The sequence below is a fragment of the Streptomyces sp. NPDC046335 genome (genome assembly GCF_055587985.1).
Genome location: NZ_JBVJFF010000011.1, coordinates 1 through 18,208, shown reverse-complemented (window position 1 = coordinate 18,208; position 18,208 = coordinate 1). Strand labels below are relative to the sequence as shown.

Below are 18,208 nucleotides of genomic sequence, written 5' to 3'. Positions count from 1 at the left end.
CGTACGAAAAAGCTGTGGGGCCACCCTACTTGTGGGCTTCGCCCCTGTTCAGAGGTTGGGAAGAACGGCGGCCCTCAGAAGAACTCCCTGTCCGCCAACCCCGTCTGCACCATCGGCTTTCCCCGCTTCCGCGACACGAAGATCCCCCGGCCGACCGGCATGGGCCGTGGCCGCACCCCGCCCAGGATGTCACCCTCGTCGGCGTCGCCTGCCAGGACCACGCCCTGGGCTCCGAGCTCTTTCACTCGCTGCATGAACGGCTCGTAGGACGCCCGCCCCGCGCCCGCGGTCGACCGGGCGATGATGAAGCGCACCCCCACGTCACGGGCGAACGGGAGGAGCTCCGTGAGATTTCCGAGCGGGTTGCCACTGGACGTGGAGACCAGGTCGTAGTCGTCGACGATCACGTACACCGTCGGACCCTGCCACCAACTGCGCTCACGGAGCTGCCGTGCGGTGACGTCCGCGGGCGGGGTGCGCCGCTGGATCAGGTCGGCCAGAGCCGCCATGTGGTGATCCATGGCGTTGGACATGGGGATGTACTCGGCCAGGTGGGAGGCCGGGGCGGCGTCGAGGAGTGAGCGGCGGTTGTCGACCACGAAGAGTTTGCAGACATCGCCGTTGTAGCGCTCCGTCAGCCGCTTGATGAGCAGCCGCAGTAGATTCGACTTGCCGGACTCGCTCTCCCCGAAGACGAGGAAGAACGGGTCCTGCTCGAAGTCCACGAAGACCGGCTCGAGGTTGTTCTCGTCGAGGGCGAAGGACAGGCCCCGGTCCGGGAAGGCGTTGCCCGGGGGCAGCTCGCCCGCCGGCAGCTCTCGCGGCAGCAGACGGACCGCGGGCGCCCCCGGCGCCGTCCAGTGGCGGGTGACCTCGGTGGCCAGGCCAGCCGTGGCCTCGGCGAGGTCCGTGTCCGATGACAACCCGTCGATACGTGGGACGGCAGCCATGAAGTGCTGCTTCTGCGGAGTCTGTCCGCGACCGGGCACCCCGGCGGGGACGTTGGCGGCGACCTTCCGGTCGAACTCGGAGTCCATGGTGTCGCCGAGCCGCAGTTCGAGACGGTTCATGAGGTGGTCCTTGAGGTTCGCGCGTACCTCCATGGACCGTGACGCGGTGAGGATCAGGTGGACGCCGTAGCCGAGGCCGCGCGCCGCGATGTCGAGAACGGCGGGCTCAAGACCCTCGTACTCGGAACGGAAGTTGCCCCATCCGTCGATGATCAGGAAGACGTCGCCCCAGGGCTGGTCGGTCACCGAGATCTCGCCCCGGGCCCTGCGTGCCCGGAAGTCGGCGATCGACGCGATGCCGGCCGTACGGAAGTACTCCTCGCGTCGGCTCAGCACGCCGTACACCTCGGCGAGCGTGCGCCGCACCCGTTCGGGGTCGAGGCGCGAGGCGACGCCGCCGACATGGGGGAGCCCGGCGACGGAGGCCATCCCGCCACCGCCGAAGTCGAGACCGTACAACTGGACCTCGTACGAGGTGTGGGTGAGGGAGAAGGCCGCGATCAGCGAGCGCAGCAGGGTCGACTTACCGGACTGCGGTCCGCCGACGATCTGCATGTGGCCGGCCGCCCCGGCGAAGTCGCACCACAGGGTGTCGCGGCGCTGTTCGTACGGCTTGTCGACCAGGCCCAGCGGGATGACGAGCCGTCCCGCTCCCTCGTAGCCGGGCTGGGTGAGGCCGCGCCCTTGCACCGCCGTGAGCCCCGGGAGCAGCGCGTCCAGAGACGGCGGGCTGTCCAGCGGCGGCAGCCAGACCTGGTGGGCGGCTGGACCCTGTGCTTCCAGGCGGCGCACGATCACGTCGAGGACGGTGTCGGCGAGCGCGTCGTCCGTCTCCGGCCCCGTGGCGGCACGTGGTTCGGGCACGGTCACGGCCGCGTAGTGCACCGGCACCTCGGCCGCGGTGAACAGCACCGGTCGGCGGTCCACGGGGCGTGAGCCGCCTGAAGTCGCGGCCTGCCCCGATCCCGACCGGTACACCCCGGAGACGTACGCCGCCTTGAAGCGCACCATTTCGTCCGTGCCGAACTTCAGATAGCCGGACCCGGGCACGTTCGGCAGTTGGTACGCGTCCGGCACGCCCAGCGCCGCGCGCGACTCGGCGGCGGAGAAGGTGCGGAGCCCGACACGGTAGGAGAGGTACGTCTCCAGACCCCGGAGCCGCCCTTCCTCCAGGCGCTGCGAAGCCAGCAGCAGATGCACGCCGAGCGAACGGCCGATGCGGCCGATCTGCACGAACATGTCGATGAAATCGGGCTTGGCGGTGAGCAGTTCGCTGAACTCGTCGATGACCAGGACGAGTGAGGGAATGGACTGGAGCGGTGAACCCGCCACCCGCGCCTTCTCGTAGTCGTGGATGTTCGCGTAGTTGCCCGCGTCCCGCAGCAGTTCCTGCCGGCGGTTGAGCTCGCCCCGGATGGAGTCGCCCATGCGGTCGACGAGGGTGAGGTCGTCCGCCAGGTTGGTGATGACCGCGGCGACGTGCGGCATCTGCGCCATGCCCGCGAAGGTCGCACCGCCCTTGAAGTCGGCGAGGACGAAGTTGAGGGTCTCCGAGGAGTGCGTCACCGCGAGGCCGAGCACCAGCGTGCGCAGCAGCTCCGACTTGCCGGAGCCGGTGGCTCCCACGCACAGGCCGTGCGGGCCCATGCCCTCCTGGGCCGCCTCCTTGAGGTCGAGCATCACGGGGCGGCCGTCCTCGCCGACGCCGATGGGAACGCGGAGCCGTTCCGCGAGCGAGCGGGCGCGCCACGTCCGCCTCGTGTCGACCGAGTCGGCGTCACCGAGGTTGAGCAGATCAGTGAACTCCAGGTTGGCCAGCAGAGGCTCGTCGTCGTCACCGCCGGACGGGACGCGGAGCGGGGCGAGCTGCCGGGCCAGCGCCTCCGCTCCCTCGTACGAAAAGACATCCGGAGTGCCTTCGTACACCAGGCCGTGGTCCGACTCGATCCGCAGCGCTCCCGGATGTACCGCGAGGGACAATCCGCCACGGCCCTGCGCCAGCTCGCCCGGTACGACCTCCACGACCGTCACGCCCTGCAGTCCTTCGGGCGACGCGAGCGCGGCCGTCGGAGGCAGCGACAGGCCGTCGAGTACGACGACGATGTGCGGTTCGTCCGGTAAGGGCGACCCCTCCGGGTGGAATCGCGGCCGTCCCTGGAGGCGTGCGGTCAGCATGGCCTCCAGTTCGATGGGGTCACCGGTGATGAGCCGGCGGCTGCCCGCACCGTCCGAGACCCCCGGTGTCTGGCTGTGCGGCAACCATTTGGTCCATTCCCAGGCGCGGGCGGCAGCCGTGCCCGCCCCGACGGCGATCACCAGGTCGTGTGGGGAGTGCAGCGCGGCGAGGGAGGCGACGAGCGCCCGCGCCGTGCCCCGCGCCGTCTCGGGGTCCCCGCTGACCGTCACGTGGTAGAAGGCACGCAGGGAGATGGCCATGGGCAGGTCTTCCAGCGTGCTGTGTGCGGCCAGGAAGCGCTGCATCGCGCCCGCGGTGAGCGGCTCCAGCTCGTCCACCGGTGCCGTCTGCGGCGGTACGAGCGGCGTGGCGAGCGACTGAGGCCCCAGGCCGATGCGCACCTGCCCGAAGTCCGCGTCGCCCGTTCGGCGCTCCCAGACCCGACTGCCCTCGGCGACCAGGGCCCACAACTGTTCGGGGGAGGGGTGGAGGTAGTACTGCGCGTCGCGCTGTGCCCGCGCCGTCTCGACGGCGGTACGCCTGGTCTGCTTCAGATACCCGAGATAATCGCGCCGCAGGTCCGCCAACTGCCCCTGGTTGCCGCGGCGGTAGCGGATCAGCATCGCCACGGACATGGCCACCGTCGACGCCACCATGACCATGCCCATGACCTTCATGAACGGGTGGGCGCTCGGCATGAAGAAGAACACCACGGAGCCGCCCATGCCGAGCATGGGCAGCAACTGCATCATCGCGCCCTCCTGCTGCCCGCGCGGCAGCTCGGGCGGGGGCTGCAGCACGACCTCGTCGGCGGGGACCGGGGAGGGCAGCGTCCGAGGCGGGCGCTTCACGACGATGTGGCTCACTGAGCACCAATTCCCTTGTCGGGGCGGGCGTTCCGCTCGCCGCCCGGTGACCGGGCGATGCGATCGCTGTGTGATCATACTGACACCGGTAGTCACCGCTCGGGGGCAGGGTGCCCGATGTGCACACGTGCGGTGGTTGATCCGGCCAGCCGGTGGGGCGGGCAACTGCCGGAAGAATGCGGGCATTTCCCGGTACGTGTCGGGGTTGCGGCTCAGGAATCAGCCAGGAGGTCCGGTTCTCCCACGGCCGCGCCACGCCGTACGAGACAGTCGGTGAACGCGGCGCGCGCAACATCAGTGACAAGGGCACCGGAGTTGGCCGTGACCGGCACCGGCATGAGCACCGAGAGGGAACAGCAGGTGAGTACGACGGCTTCCACGACGGCCACCGGATTCGGGCGGCCCGGCGGCGGGAACCCCCCTGAAAGCTCATCCGGACGCGGCGCCGGGGGCGGCACCGGCACGTCCTACGGCTTCTGCCGAGTCACCATCGTCGCGCCCGACAGCCGCATCGACGTGGCGCTGCCCGACGATGTCCCGGTCGCCGACATCTACCCCGAGGTCCTACGGCTCTCCCGGCAGGGCCCGGCCGCGGGCGCACCGGTCGGCTACCACCTCGTACGCCGCGACGGCGCTGTTCTCGACAGCGCCCGCACGTTCGCGGCCCAGCGCATCCTCGACGGCGAACTCCTCACACTGCGCCCGTTCTCCGAATCGCTGCCACCCGCTGTCTTCGACGACGTTTCCGAGGTCGTCGCGTCCGCGGTGACCCGTGACCGCGTGCTGTGGACCGGCGACCTGACCCGCAACGCCGGACTCGTCGGCGGGACCGTACTGTCGTCCCTCCTCGCCTACGTCGCCTGGGCCGCGGCCCCACGCCACGACATGCATGGACTGCCGGGCATCCTCGCCGCCGTCGCGGGCGTACTGCTGCTCACCCTCGCAGGGGTCCGCGCGCGGGTGTACGACGACCGGGCCGCTGCCGTCGCCTTCGGCCTCGGCGCGCTGCCGAACGTGGCGGTGGCGGGCTCCGGGCTGCTCCCGGTGACCGACGGGCAGGGTATGGGCAGGCTCCAGTTCCTGCTGGCCTGTGCCGCCGTTCTGACGGCATCCGTGATCCTCGGACTGCTCTCACCACGTGGCGACGGCCCGTTCGTCGCGTTCGTCTTCGCCTCCGCAGTGGGGCTGTTCGCCACGTTTCTCGCGGCACTGTGGCAGCTGGAGCCGGTCGAGACGGCTGCCCTGTGCGCCCCACTGTCGGTGGGGGCCCTGGCCTTTCTGCCCGGCCTCTCCATGCGCTTCGCCCGGCTGCCCATCGGCTACGAACCGCCGCACGGCACGCGGGGTGGTTATGGAGTGGACCCCGCCCCGCAGGAGCCCGTCGACGCCGAGCGCATCGCGGCCCAGGCCCGCCGCGGCCAGGAACTGCTCGTCGGACTCGTCGGCGGCTGCGCGCTCGTTGCCATCGGGTCCACAGTGGTGCTCGCCTTCGCCGCCGATACGTGGGGACAGGTCCTGGCCCTGGCCACGGGGATCGCGATGCTGATGCGGGCGCACCTCTTCCGCTACACCGCTCAGGTCGCCGCGGTCCTGGTCGCGGGTCTGGTGACCCTCGTCCTGCTCGGCATCGGTCTCTGCCTCGACCTGCCGGTCGGCTCGGCCGGTGACAGCGCTGCACTCGACCTGCGGACCATCTGGCTCGTCGCGGGGATCGCGGCGGCGGCGGCCCTGGTCACCGGTGTCGGCCTGATCGCCTCACGCACCGGGGTGACTCCGTTCTGGGGCCGCTTCCTGGAGATCGCCGAGTCCTTCGTCCTGCTCACTCTGGTGCCGCTGACGCTCGCGGTCTTCGACGTGTACGCCGAGGCCAGGGCCATGACGAGCTGACGCGCCGAGCCCCCCGACCGTCCCGTAGAGAGGTCCTGTCAGCGTGAGCTTCGGCCCGCCCCCGTCCCGCTTCACCCAGTCCGCGGTCGCGGCAGCCGAGGGCCAGAAGAGGCGTACGTCACTGGTCATCGGTGTGCTCCTGGCTCTGGTCGCTGCCCTGGGCTCCGGCGCGTGGGCTCTCTGGGGGACAGGCGGCGGTGACGCATCGGATCAGCGGCCGGCTGCGGTTCGGCAACCGCCCGATGCGATCCGGGAAACGGTTGAGAAGACTCCCGAGTCTCCGGAAGGCGGCACCGTCGCCGAGTACACGGCCAAGACGCTCAAGGAGGGGGAGGAAGTCTCGGCACTCGGCCTGTGGGTGACCGACAAGATCGTCGCCAAAGGGACGGGCAACCTCGTCAGAGGTATCAGGATCAAGGACTCCGAAGAGGCGTGGCAGATCAAGTTTCCCGGACCCGTCTGTGCCGTGACTCGGCACGTCAGCACGGACGGGAGGACGGCCGTCGTCTACGCCGGTCGGCGCCCGTCGAAGGGGGACAGGGACAAGGGCGCGACGGTTCCCTGTGACCGGATAGCGGTCTTCGACGTGGACACGGGCAGGAAGCTCTGGGACAAGAAGCTGCCCGGCGAGAGCGCCTCCGCCATGAGCGTCAACGTGACGATGACGCGGGGCACCGTGGTCGCGGCCACGGGTGAGGCCTCGGTGGCGTACGACATGACCAGCGGCAAGCGGTTCTGGGTCGATGCGAAACCCTCGACCTGCGATGAGCTCGGGTTCGCCGGGGGCCGCGACCTGCTCGCCCTGGTGCGGTGCGGAGACAGCGCCGATCCAGAGTTCCGGATCCGGCGCATCGCTCCCCGCTCCGGCGAGCCTGTGTGGACATACAAGGTCGCCCCAGGGATCCAGGGCGTCAAGATCGCCTCCTCGAAGCCGCCTGTCATCGCCGTTGCGGCAGGAGACGTGCGGGCCACCACCTTGATCGCCCTTACCGAGCGCGGCAAGCAGCGGAGCACGATCCGTCTGGAGGGCGACCGGTACGTCCACGACTGCGACGCAACCTTCAGCTCCGAGGTGGAGCTCTGCAAAGGCGTGGTCGTCGGGAAACGGCAGCTATACATGGCGACGAAGCCGCGCGACTTCGCCCCCGAGACCTCGCGGGGCCTGCCGTCCAACGAAGTCGTGGCTTTTGACCTGAATACTGGTAACGGCGTACGCAAATTCAGCGCCAAGCCGGGACGGCCCCTGTTCCCCCTGCGGATGAGCGGCGACAGGGTCATCGCCTACAGGGAAGCGGGGAGTGCGCCCTCCGTAGCCGTCAGCCTCGACCCGGACTCGGGCAAGGAGACCCTCCTGCTGCTCTTCGGGAACCCCGAGATGCCGGAGATGTCGGCCCCCGACCCCCCGGATGTGGTCTACGAACGCGGCAGGATCTTCTTCGGGGTCACCCATGTCCAACGGATCAAGGGCGACGGGCCGCACCAGCTGATGATGAGAGGGTTCGAGGCCAGCGGCTGACCGCCGCTCCTGGGCCACCACGCCGGCTGGTAACCTGTGTGACGACCGTCAGTCTGCACACCCCCGGATCCCGCAAGGATCAGGACGGGAATCGCAGGGACCGGACCCGTGAGGGCCCGCCCGACGGCCCATCCCCGCCTCCCGAGTCCCAGAAGCTCCCCTGAGATTTAGACCAGGGGCACTCGGAGGCACACGAAACATCACGAGGAGTACGCGTGTCGCTTGACGCCGCTACGAAGAAGCAGATCATGACCGAGTTCGGCCAGAAGGAGGGCGACACCGGCTCCCCCGAGGTTCAGGTGGCGATGCTCTCCCGCCGGATCTCGGACCTGACCGAGCACCTCAAGACCCACAAGCACGACCACCACTCCCGTCGTGGTCTGCTGATCCTGGTCGGCCAGCGTCGCCGTCTGCTGCAGTACCTGGCCAAGAAGGACATCCAGCGCTTCCGTGCGCTGGTCGAGCGCCTGGGCATCCGCCGCGGTGCGGCGGGCGCCAAGTAGGACGACGTGAAGGGAGCGGTTCCCACTCGAAGCACTCGAAGGGGGCCGCTCCCTTTGCTGTACGTGCGCAGTGTCACCGTCGCTTTGTAGTCTGGTGACAGCAGGGAGAGGTGCACCCAGCCGCCGCCGGTCCTCGGTAGTGGCCCCCGGAGTAATCCCGGGAGCTTCGATCGAAGACCGGCCCGCACACACGGCGCGCTTCTCCACACAGTCCCCGTCCTTGGAAGGACGCAGGGGACGCCGCCCCCGGGCCACACGGGCCCTTGGGCGAGAAGACGAAACGTAGACACGTAGGAGAACAGTGGAGAACGAGACCCACTACGCCGAGGCCGTCATCGACAACGGCACGTTCGGCACCCGCACCATCCGCTTCGAGACGGGCCGCCTGGCCAAGCAGGCCGCAGGCTCCGCCGTCGCGTACCTGGACGACGACACCATGGTGCTGTCGGCCACCACCGCTTCCAAGCGGCCCAAGGACCAGCTCGACTTCTTCCCCCTGACGGTGGACGTCGAGGAGCGGCAGTACGCCGCCGGCAAGATCCCCGGTTCGTTCTTCCGGCGTGAGGGCCGTCCCTCCGAGGACGCGATCCTGACCTGCCGCCTGATCGACCGCCCGCTGCGTCCTTCCTTCAAGAAGGGCCTGCGCAACGAGATCCAGATCGTCGAGACGATCATGGCGCTCAACCCCGACCACCTGTACGACGTGGTCGCGATCAACGCCGCCTCCTGCTCCACGCAGCTGGCCGGCCTGCCCTTCTCGGGCCCGATCGGCGGCACGCGCGTGGCCCTCATCAAGGGCCAGTGGGTCGCCTTCCCGACGCACACCGAGCTCGAGGACGCCGTCTTCGACATGGTCGTCGCCGGCCGCGTCCTGGACGACGGCGACGTCGCGATCATGATGGTCGAGGCCGAGGCCACCGAGAAGACCATTCAGCTCGTGCAGGACGGCGCCGAGGCGCCGACCGAAGAGGTCGTCGCCGCCGGTCTCGAGGCCGCGAAGCCCTTCATCAAGGCCCTCTGCAAGGCCCAGTCGGACCTCGCCGCGAAGGCCGCCAAGCCGACCGGCGACTTCCCGGTCTTCCTGGACTACGAGGACGACGTCCTGGAGGCGCTCACCGCCGCCGTCAAGTCGGAGCTCTCCCAGGCGCTGACCATCGCCGGCAAGCAGGAGCGCGAGGCCGAGCTGGACCGCGTCAAGGAGATCGCCTCCGAGAAGCTGCTCCCGAAGTTCGAGGGCCGCGAGAAGGAGATCTCGGGTGCCTACCGCGCGCTGACCAAGAAGCTGGTCCGCGAGCGCGTCATCAAGGACAAGGTCCGCATCGACGGCCGCGGCGTCACGGACATCCGTACGCTCGCCGCCGAGGTCGAGGCCATCCCGCGCGTGCACGGCTCGGCGCTGTTCGAGCGTGGCGAGACCCAGATCCTGGGCGTCACCACCCTCAACATGCTCCGCATGGAGCAGCAGCTCGACACCCTCTCCCCGGTGACGCGCAAGCGCTACATGCACAACTACAACTTCCCGCCGTACTCGGTCGGCGAGACCGGCCGCGTCGGTTCGCCGAAGCGCCGCGAGATCGGCCACGGCGCGCTCGCCGAGCGCGCGATCGTGCCGGTGCTCCCCTCGCGCGAGGACTTCCCGTACGCGATCCGTCAGGTCTCCGAGGCCCTCGGTTCCAACGGCTCGACGTCCATGGGCTCGGTCTGCGCCTCCACGATGTCGCTGCTGAACGCCGGTGTGCCGCTGAAGGCCGCCGTCGCCGGTATCGCCATGGGCCTGATCTCCCAGGAGATCGACGGCCAGACGCACTACGTCGCCCTCACCGACATCCTCGGTGCGGAGGACGCGTTCGGCGACATGGACTTCAAGGTCGCCGGTACGAAGCAGTTCGTGACCGCGCTCCAGCTCGACACCAAGCTCGACGGCATCCCCGCCTCGGTCCTGGCCGCCGCGCTGAAGCAGGCCCGCGACGCGCGTCTGCACATCCTCGACGTGATGAACGAGGCCATCGACGTTCCGGACGAGATGTCCCCGAACGCGCCGCGCATCATCACCGTCAAGATCCCGGTGGACAAGATCGGTGAGGTCATCGGCCCCAAGGGCAAGATGATCAACCAGATCCAGGAGGACACCGGCGCCGACATCACGATCGAGGACGACGGCACCATCTACATCGGTGCCGCCGACGGACCGGCCGCCGAGGCCGCCCGCGCCACGATCAACGGCATCGCCAACCCGACCATGCCGGAGGTCGGCGAGCGCTACCTGGGCACCGTCGTGAAGACGACGACCTTCGGCGCGTTCGTCTCCCTGCTCCCCGGCAAGGACGGTCTGCTGCACATCTCGCAGATCCGCAAGCTCGCCGGTGGCAAGCGTGTGGAGAACGTCGAGGATGTCCTCGGCGTGGGCCAGAAGGTCCAGGTCGAGATCGCCGAGATCGACTCCCGCGGCAAGCTCTCCCTCATCCCCGTAGTCGAGGGCGAAGAGGGCGACGAGCAGGCCGCCGACCAGAAGGACGACACCGACAAGTGACGTCGCGTAGCACCACGACGACGGCCCGCACCTCCTCGGAGGCGCGGGCCGTCGCCCGTACCCAAACCCTCATCAAGGGCGAGCACGGCATCGGCACGGTCCGCAGGACGACCCTCCCCGGCGGCCTGCGCGTCGTCACGGAGACCCTGCCCTCCGTACGCTCGGCGACCTTCGGCATCTGGGCGAACGTCGGCTCACGCGACGAGACCCCGTCGCTGAACGGCGCCACGCACTACCTCGAGCACCTCCTCTTCAAGGGCACCAAGAAGCGCAGCGCCCTCGACATCTCGTCCGCGCTCGACGCGGTCGGCGGCGAGATGAACGCCTTCACGGCGAAGGAGTACACGTGCTACTACGCGCGCGTGCTCGACACCGACCTGCCGCTCGCCATAGACGTCGTCTGCGACATGCTGACGGGCTCCCTGATCCTCCAGGAGGACGTCGACGCCGAGCGCGGCGTCATCCTCGAGGAGATCGCGATGACCGAGGACGACCCGGGCGACTGCGTGCACGACCTGTTCGCGCACACGATGCTCGGCGACACCCCCCTCGGCCGCCCGGTCCTCGGCACCGAGGAGACCGTCAACGCCCTCACCGCGGACCGCATCCGCCGCTTCTACAAGAAGCACTACGACCCCACCCACCTCGTGGTCGCCGCCGCGGGCAACGTGGACCACAACAAGGTCGTACGCCAGGTCCGCGCCGCCTTCGAGAAGTCCGGCGCGCTGCGGCACACCGACGCCGTCCCGATGATCCCGCGCCAGGGCTCCCGGACGCTGCGCACCGCGGGCCGCGTCGAGGTCGTCAACCGCAAGACCGAGCAGGCCCACGTCATCCTCGGCATGCCGGGCCTGGCCCGTACCGACGACCGCCGCTGGGCCCTCGGAGTGCTGAACACCGCACTCGGCGGCGGCATGTCGTCCCGCCTCTTCCAGGAGGTGCGGGAGAAGCGCGGCCTCGCCTACAGCGTGTACTCGTACACCTCGGGCTTCGCCGACACCGGCCTCTTCGGGGTGTACGCGGGCTGCCGGCCGAGCCAGGTGCACGACGTCCTCAAGATCTGCCGCGACGAGCTCGACCAGGTCGCGGAGCACGGTCTGTCGGACGACGAGATCACGCGCGCCATCGGCCAGCTCGCGGGCTCCACCGTCCTCGGTCTGGAGGACACCGGCGCCCTGATGAACCGTATCGGCAAGAGTGAGCTCTGCTGGGGCGAGCACATGTCGGTCGACGACATGCTGGCCAGGATCTCGGCGGTCACCCCCGACGAGGTGCGCGAGGTGGCCCGTGACGTCCTGGGGCACCGCCCGTCCCTGTCGGCCATCGGCCCCCTCAAGGACAAGCAGGCGGCCCGGCTCCACGACGCGGTCGCCTAGCCCCACCCCGCGAGAGGGCTCAACCGGCTCAACTGGCTCGACGTAAGGAATTGAAGGACATGAGCAAGCTGCGCGTGGCGGTCATCGGCGCCAAGGGACGCATCGGTTCCGAGGCCGTGAAGGCCGTCGAGGCCGCCGACGACATGGAACTGGTCGCCGCCCTCGGCCGTGGCGACGAGCTGCGGTCGCTGGTGGACAACGGCGCCCAGGTCGTGGTCGAGCTGACCAACCCCGACTCGGTGATGGCCAACCTCGACTTCTGTGTGGACAACGGCATCCACGCCGTCGTCGGCACCACGGGCTGGACCGACGAGCGCCTCGCGCGGCTGCGCACCTCACTCGCCGCGTCCCCGGAGACGGGCGTGCTCATCGCCCCGAACTTCTCCATCGGCGCGGTCCTGACGATGAAGTTCGCCCAGATCGCCGCGCCATACTTCGAGTCCGTCGAGGTCGTCGAGCTGCACCACCCGAACAAGGCCGACGCCCCCAGCGGCACCGCCGCGCGCACCGCCCAGCTCATCGCCGAGGCGCGACGGCAGGCCGGCAGCGCCGCGCAGCCCGACGCCACGACGACGGCCCTGGACGGCGCGCGCGGCGCGGACGTCGACGGCGTACGGGTGCACTCCGTGCGGCTGCGCGGACTCCTGGCCCACCAGGAGGTGCTGCTCGGCGGCGAGGGGGAGACCCTGACCGTCCGGCACGACTCGCTGCACCACAGCAGCTTCATGCCGGGCATCCTGCTCGGCGCCCGCCGCGTGGTGAGCACTCCGGGCCTGACCTTCGGCCTCGAGCACTTCCTGGACCTCGGCTGAGCCGGGAAGAGAACTCGATGCGAGCCTCCATGCGAGCCAAGATCACCTACGCCGTCACGGCCGCCGTCCTGGTCGTCTACTTCGTCCTGGTCGGCAGCCGCGGTGTGCTCCTCATCCAGCACGGCACCCTGCTCACCGTCACCTTCGGTGTCGCGGTGCTGATCCTGCCGGTCATCGGCGTCTGGTTCCTCTGGCAGAACACCCGCTTCGTCCAGCGCGCCAACCGGCTCGCCGCCGAACTCGACGCCGAAGGCGGCCTGCCCGTCGACGAGTTGAGGCGCACTCCCGGCGGCCGCATCGACCGCGACTCGGCCGACGAGGTCTTCGCCCGCCGCAAGGCCGAGACGGAGGACGCCCCGGACGACTGGCGCTGCTGGTTCCGCCTCGCCGTCGCCTACCACGACGCCCGGGACACGCCTCGGGCGCGCAAGGCCATGCAACGGGCCATCGCCCTGCGCGAGGGCAGGCCGGTGAACGTCTGACCTGCGGAGTAGTGCGAGGTGCGGCGAGGTGCCTGGCGCCTCAGGCGGTGGTGCGGTACTCGTCGGCCCAGACCTCGATGGAGTCGGCCGCCCGGTTGAACGCCTCGTGCCGGGCCAGGAAGTCAGCGTTCCGGTCGGTGAGCAGCAACCGCTGCGCATCGGCCGCCTGACCACGTCGTACGAGGATGAGCGCCTGCCCCTGCACCGTGCGCGGCAGGCCCAGCCAGCGCACCGGCTGCTGCGCGGTCCGCACGGCCGCGACCTGCGACCACGGCACGGTCTGCGTGGACAGGAAGCCGACCCGGCGCACTCCGTGGGCGCTCACCCAGGTGCCCATGCGCAGCAGCCGCAAGGAGCTCGCGATGATGGCCGCGGCGAGCGCCGCGCAGATCGCCGCGGCCGCGGGCGAGTCCGCGAACGTGATGATCACCGCGGCGAAGAGCATGAACGAGGCGAGCAGCAGCAGAAGCGCGGCGGTGCCCACCCGCCAGGGGCCGGGACGGTAGGGCCGGCGCCACTGGTCGCGGTCGTCGAAGGGCAGTGCCACGTCGTACGCCGCGTCGTCGAAGGCGCGGTCCGCGGTCAGGAAAGGCAGGGGCACGGGCTGGTCCTCACTTGATCCACGCATGAGCTGTGCCCGGTGAGGTTATCGAGCCGTGTCCCCTGCCACCACCCTCGGGGGTCCGGACGAGTCAACGCCCGGATTGGGCTGAATTTGCCCGGTCAGCGACTGTCCGAGGCCTCGGACTGCTGGGTGTGCGCGGGTGACTGGTCGGCCGACATCGCGGGCATCCCGAAGAGCAGGGATCCCACGAGACCGGCGACGACGGTCAGCCCGATGAGCGTGCGGCCCACGATCTGACTTGCCGTAGCGCGCTCAGGGGGCGGGGGAGTGACGTTGCTGCGGAACTTGTCGGCTTCGGCGATGAAGGCGAACGGGACGGGCTCTCGCCGACGGAACATGGGGCGCGCTTCTCCTCACGGGTCTCGAACTTTCTCTCTCACCTAGACAGACGCTCGAATCGCCCAAAAGGTGCCCTGTTTCAGCAAATTAGTCGAAGAATGTCGTGGCGGATCACCGAACGGCCGATTGTCGGTGCCGGGCCATAGAGTGGGCGCCGCCCGAGTGATGCACATGGAAGGACCCCGCCAGTGAGCGAGACCCCCACCGAAGACCTCAAGCCCAGCTTCCGCAGCGAGGTCACCGTCGAACTGGTGAAGCACGCCGCCGCCGACTCCGACGTCCTGTGGGCAGCCCGCGTCTCGACGGCGGGCGAGCAGTCCCTCGACGAGCTCCAGAAGGACCCGGAGCGGTCGAAGGGCCTGATCAACTACCTGATGCGGGACCGCCACGGCAGCCCCTTCGAGCACAACTCGATGACGTTCTTCATCAGCGCCCCCATCTTCGTCTTCCGCGAGTTCATGCGCCACCGCGTCGGCTGGTCGTACAACGAGGAATCCGGTCGCTACAGGGAGCTGGAGCCCGTCTTCTACGTCCCCGACGAGTCCCGCAAGCTGGTCCAGGAGGGGCGCCCCGGCAAGTACGTCTTCGTCGAGGGCACCCAGGCCCAGCAGGAGCTCACGGGCCGCGTCATGGAGGACTCCTACCGCCAGGCGTACGAGGCGTACCAGGAGATGCTCGCCGCCGGCGTCGCCCGTGAGGTCGCCCGCGCGGTGCTCCCCGTCGGTCTCTTCTCGTCGATGTACGCGACGTGCAACGCCCGCTCGCTGATGCACTTCCTCGGTCTGCGCACGCAGCACGAGCTCGCCAAGGTCCCGTCCTTCCCGCAGCGGGAGATCGAGATGGTCGGCGAGAAGATGGAGCAGCACTGGGCCGAACTGATGCCGCTCACCCACGCGGCCTTCAACAAGAACGGGCGCGTGGCCCCGTAAGGCACTGATGTGCGGACAGCGGGAGCGAAGTGTCCGGATTGCGGCACTTCGTGAAGTTCGCCTAGCCTGATCGAACGGACCCGGTACTGCCTGAACCCCCGAGCAGGCAGTACCGGGCTCCGCATCCGTCAGGCCCGCTCACGTCCCCCGAGGGGGGACCCCGCGCTGAGCAGCGAGTAGCGTGTTACCCATGGCTCCGACCTCCACTCCGCAGACCCCCTTCGGGCGGGTCCTCACCGCCATGGTCACGCCCTTCAGGGCGGACGGCGCACTCGACCTCGACGGCGCGCAGCAGCTCGCCGCCCACCTGGTGGACGCAGGCAATGACGGCCTCGTCATCAACGGCACCACCGGTGAGTCCCCGACCGTCAGTGACGCGGAGAAAAACGACCTCGTACGAGCCGTACTCGAGGCGGTCGGAGACCGCGCCCACATCGTCGCGGGCGTCGGCACCAACGACACCCGCCACAGCATCGAGCTCGCCCGCGCCGCCGAGCAGGCCGGCGCCCACGGCCTCCTCACCGTCACGCCGTACTACAACAAGCCCCCGCAAGAGGGACTGCTCCGGCACTTCACGGCGATCGCCGACAGCACCGAGCTGCCCGTCATGCTGTACGACATCCCGGGCCGCAGCGGCGTACCGATCAACACCGAGACGCTCGTCCGCCTCGCCGAGCACCCCCGGATCGTCGCCAACAAGGACGCCAAGGGCGACCTCGGCCGCGCGAGCTGGGCCATCGCCCGCTCGGACCTGGCGTGGTACTCCGGCGACGACATGCTGAACCTGCCGCTCCTGTCCGTCGGCGCGTGCGGTTTCGTCTCCGTCGTCGGCCACGTCGTCACCCCCGAACTGCGCGCGATGCTCGAGGCGCACCTCTCGGGCGACGTCCAGAAGGCCACCGAGATCCACCAGAAGCTGCTCCCGGTCTTCACCGGCATGTTCCGCACGCAGGGCGTGATCACGACCAAGGCCGCGCTGACCCTCCAGGGCCGGCCCGCGGGACCGCTCCGCCTGCCGATGGTGGAGCTGACGCCCGACGAGACGGCCCAGCTCAAGATCGACCTCGCCGCCGGCGGGGTACAGCTCTGACCACAGACTTCACAACTGAATACGCGACACCCGCGGGCCTCGTGCCCGCATCCACCCAACAACTGCTCACGCACGAACGTCACGCGCGCCACGTGCCCCGGAGGTACGTGGCGCGCGTGGTGAGGAGAGTCTTTTGAGTCATCCGCATCCTGAACTCGGCGCCCCGCCGAAGCTCCCGAAGGGCGGCCTGCGGGTCACCCCGCTCGGCGGCCTCGGTGAGATCGGCCGCAACATGACCGTCTTCGAGTACAACGGTCGCCTGCTGATCGTCGACTGCGGAGTGCTCTTCCCCGAGGAGGAGCAGCCCGGGATCGACCTGATCCTGCCGGACTTCACGTCCATCAGGGACCGCCTCGACGACATCGAGGGCATCGTCCTCACGCACGGCCACGAGGACCACATCGGCGGTGTCCCCTACCTCCTGCGGGAGAAGCCGGACATCCCGCTGATCGGCTCCAAGCTGACCCTCGCGCTGATCGAGGCGAAGCTCCAGGAGCACCGCATCCGGCCGTACACGCTCGAGGTCGTCGAGGGCGACCGCGAGCACCTCGGCCCGTTCGACTGCGAGTTCATCGCGGTCAACCACTCCATCCCGGACGCCCTGGCCGTCGCCATCCGCACCCCCGCGGGCATGGTCGTCGCCACCGGCGACTTCAAGATGGACCAGCTCCCGATGGACGGTCGCCTGACCGACCTCCACGCGTTCGCACGGCTGAGCGAGGAGGGCATCGACCTCCTCCTCTCGGACTCCACGAACGCCGAGGTGCCGGGCTTCGTCCCGCCCGAGCGCGACATCTCGGGAGTGATCCGCGGCGTCTTCGCCGGCGCCCAGAAGCGCATCATCGTCGCGAGCTTCGCCAGCCATGTGCACCGCATCCAGCAGGTCCTGGACGCCGCCCACGAGTACGGCCGCAGGGTCGCCTTCGTCGGCCGCTCGATGGTCAGGAACATGGGCATCGCCCGCGACCTCGGCTACCTCAGGGTGCCGCCGGGCCTCGTCGTCGACGTCAAGACGCTCGACGACCTGCCCGACAGCGAGGTCGTCCTGGTCTGTACGGGATCCCAGGGCGAGCCCATGGCCGCGCTCTCCCGTATGGCCAACCGCGACCACCAGATCCGTATCGTCCAGGGCGACACGGTGATCCTGGCGTCGTCGCTCATCCCCGGCAACGAGAACGCGGTCTACCGCGTGATCAACGGCCTGACCCGCTGGGGAGCCAACGTCGTCCACAAGGGCAACGCGAAGGTGCACGTCTCGGGCCACGCGTCGGCCGGCGAGCTCCTGTACTTCTACAACATCTGCAAGCCCAAGAACCTGATGCCGGTCCACGGCGAATGGCGCCACCTGCGCGCCAACGCCGAGCTGGGCGCCCTCACGGGTGTCCCGCACGACCGCATCGTGATCGCCGAGGACGGCGTGGTCGTCGACCTGGTCGAGGGCAAGGCCAAGATCGTCGGCAAGGTCCAGGCCGGTTACGTGTACGTCGACGGCCTCTCGGTCGGCGACGTGGGCGAGCCCGCGCTGAAGGACCGGAAGATCCTCGGGGACGAGGGCATCATCTCGGTCTTCCTCGTGGTGGACTCCAGCACCGGGAAGATCACCGGCGGCCCCCACATCCAGGCCCGCGGTTCCGGCATCGACGACGGGGTGTTCGTCACCGTCATCCCGAAGATCCAGGAAGTCCTGGAGAAGTCGGCCCAGGACGGCGTCGTCGAGCCCCACCAGCTGCAGCAGCTCATCCGCCGCACGCTGGGCAAGTGGGTGTCGGACAACTACCGCCGACGCCCGATGATCCTGCCGGTGGTCGTCGAGGTCTGACCCTCCCGACCGCACGGACTCCGGAGCGGGGCGCCTCGATTTGCATCGGGGCGCCCCGCTCCGTTAGGTTTACGGCTCCGCCCAACCGGGAAGCACCGCGCACTGTCGTGCCGGGGCCGATCCGAACGGGGCGGGAATTCGGACTCAGAATCTCTGATAAAGTCTGAACCGCCGGAAAGGGAAACGCGAAAGCCGAAAGGCCGAGCGGGAACCGGAAAGGCACCGAGGAAGTCGGACACGAAAGAGTC

The 18,208-nt window shown here is 69.3% G+C and carries 13 protein-coding genes; 10 read left to right on the top strand and 3 right to left on the bottom strand.

Translation table 11 applies throughout. The annotated features are described in order from the left end of the window. Positions 1–74: 74 nt before the first annotated feature. Positions 75–4,052 carry a type VII secretion protein EccCa gene (gene eccCa, locus ACZ6JY_RS26175; RefSeq protein ID WP_469199456.1) on the bottom strand — a complete coding sequence of 1,326 codons (3,978 nt, stop codon included), beginning with the start codon at positions 4,050–4,052 and terminating at the stop codon, positions 75–77. 336 nt (positions 4,053–4,388) lie between these two features. Here eccCa and eccD point away from each other — a divergent pair, with 336 nt between their 5' ends. The 7 genes from eccD (at position 4,389) to ACZ6JY_RS26140 (ending at position 13,158) form a co-directional block, all read left to right on the top strand. Next, positions 4,389–5,939, top strand: a complete 1,551-nt coding sequence (gene eccD, locus ACZ6JY_RS26170) for a type VII secretion integral membrane protein EccD (RefSeq protein WP_469199454.1) — start codon at positions 4,389–4,391, stop codon at positions 5,937–5,939. Between the two features lie 43 nt (positions 5,940–5,982). Continuing rightward, positions 5,983–7,455: an outer membrane protein assembly factor BamB family protein gene (locus ACZ6JY_RS26165; protein ID WP_469199452.1), complete on the top strand. Its 1,473-nt coding sequence runs from the start codon at positions 5,983–5,985 to the stop codon at positions 7,453–7,455. A 215-nt stretch (positions 7,456–7,670) separates the two neighbouring features. Continuing rightward, entirely contained in the window at positions 7,671–7,958 is a 288-nt protein-coding gene (gene rpsO / locus ACZ6JY_RS26160; RefSeq protein WP_055548137.1) for a 30S ribosomal protein S15, read from the top strand. Positions 7,959–8,259: 301 nt separating this feature from the next. Continuing rightward, the gene (locus tag ACZ6JY_RS26155) at positions 8,260–10,488 is read left to right on the top strand and encodes a polyribonucleotide nucleotidyltransferase (RefSeq protein WP_469199450.1); all 2,229 of its coding nucleotides are present in this window, start codon (positions 8,260–8,262) and stop codon (positions 10,486–10,488) included. After that, entirely contained in the window at positions 10,485–11,864 is a 1,380-nt protein-coding gene (locus ACZ6JY_RS26150) for a M16 family metallopeptidase (protein WP_469199448.1), read from the top strand. Before ACZ6JY_RS26155 ends, ACZ6JY_RS26150 begins: the two co-directional genes overlap by 4 nt. Positions 11,865–11,923: 59 nt before the next feature. After that, positions 11,924–12,676: a 4-hydroxy-tetrahydrodipicolinate reductase gene (gene dapB, locus ACZ6JY_RS26145; RefSeq protein WP_469199446.1), complete on the top strand. Its 753-nt coding sequence runs from the start codon at positions 11,924–11,926 to the stop codon at positions 12,674–12,676. 29 nt (positions 12,677–12,705) lie between these two features. Continuing rightward, positions 12,706–13,158, top strand: a complete 453-nt coding sequence (locus ACZ6JY_RS26140) for a tetratricopeptide repeat protein (protein ID WP_447040337.1) — start codon at positions 12,706–12,708, stop codon at positions 13,156–13,158. A gap of 40 nt (positions 13,159–13,198) precedes the next feature. On the opposite strand, the gene ACZ6JY_RS26135 is transcribed toward ACZ6JY_RS26140, so the two are convergent. Both ACZ6JY_RS26135 and ACZ6JY_RS26130 read right to left on the bottom strand, forming a co-directional pair. After that, on the bottom strand, positions 13,199–13,759 hold the full coding sequence (locus ACZ6JY_RS26135) for a PH domain-containing protein (protein WP_469199444.1): 561 nt from the start codon (positions 13,757–13,759) through the stop codon (positions 13,199–13,201). A gap of 122 nt (positions 13,760–13,881) precedes the next feature. Then, positions 13,882–14,121 (bottom strand): hypothetical protein, encoded by a 240-nt coding sequence (locus ACZ6JY_RS26130; RefSeq protein ID WP_469199442.1) that lies wholly within the window; start codon positions 14,119–14,121, stop codon positions 13,882–13,884. 189 nt (positions 14,122–14,310) lie between these two features. Between ACZ6JY_RS26130 and thyX the strand changes: the two genes are divergently transcribed. From thyX to ACZ6JY_RS26115, 3 genes are all read left to right on the top strand, one after another. Then, positions 14,311–15,051 (top strand): FAD-dependent thymidylate synthase, encoded by a 741-nt coding sequence (thyX, locus tag ACZ6JY_RS26125; RefSeq protein ID WP_469199440.1) that lies wholly within the window; start codon positions 14,311–14,313, stop codon positions 15,049–15,051. 190 nt (positions 15,052–15,241) lie between these two features. Continuing rightward, a complete protein-coding gene (gene dapA / locus ACZ6JY_RS26120) occupies positions 15,242–16,141 on the top strand; it encodes a 4-hydroxy-tetrahydrodipicolinate synthase (protein WP_469199438.1) in 900 nt (299 codons plus the stop codon). A 133-nt stretch (positions 16,142–16,274) separates the two neighbouring features. Then, complete coding sequence (locus ACZ6JY_RS26115) at positions 16,275–17,960, top strand: ribonuclease J (protein WP_447040342.1); 1,686 nt, start codon at positions 16,275–16,277, stop codon at positions 17,958–17,960. Positions 17,961–18,208: the final 248 nt, after the last annotated feature.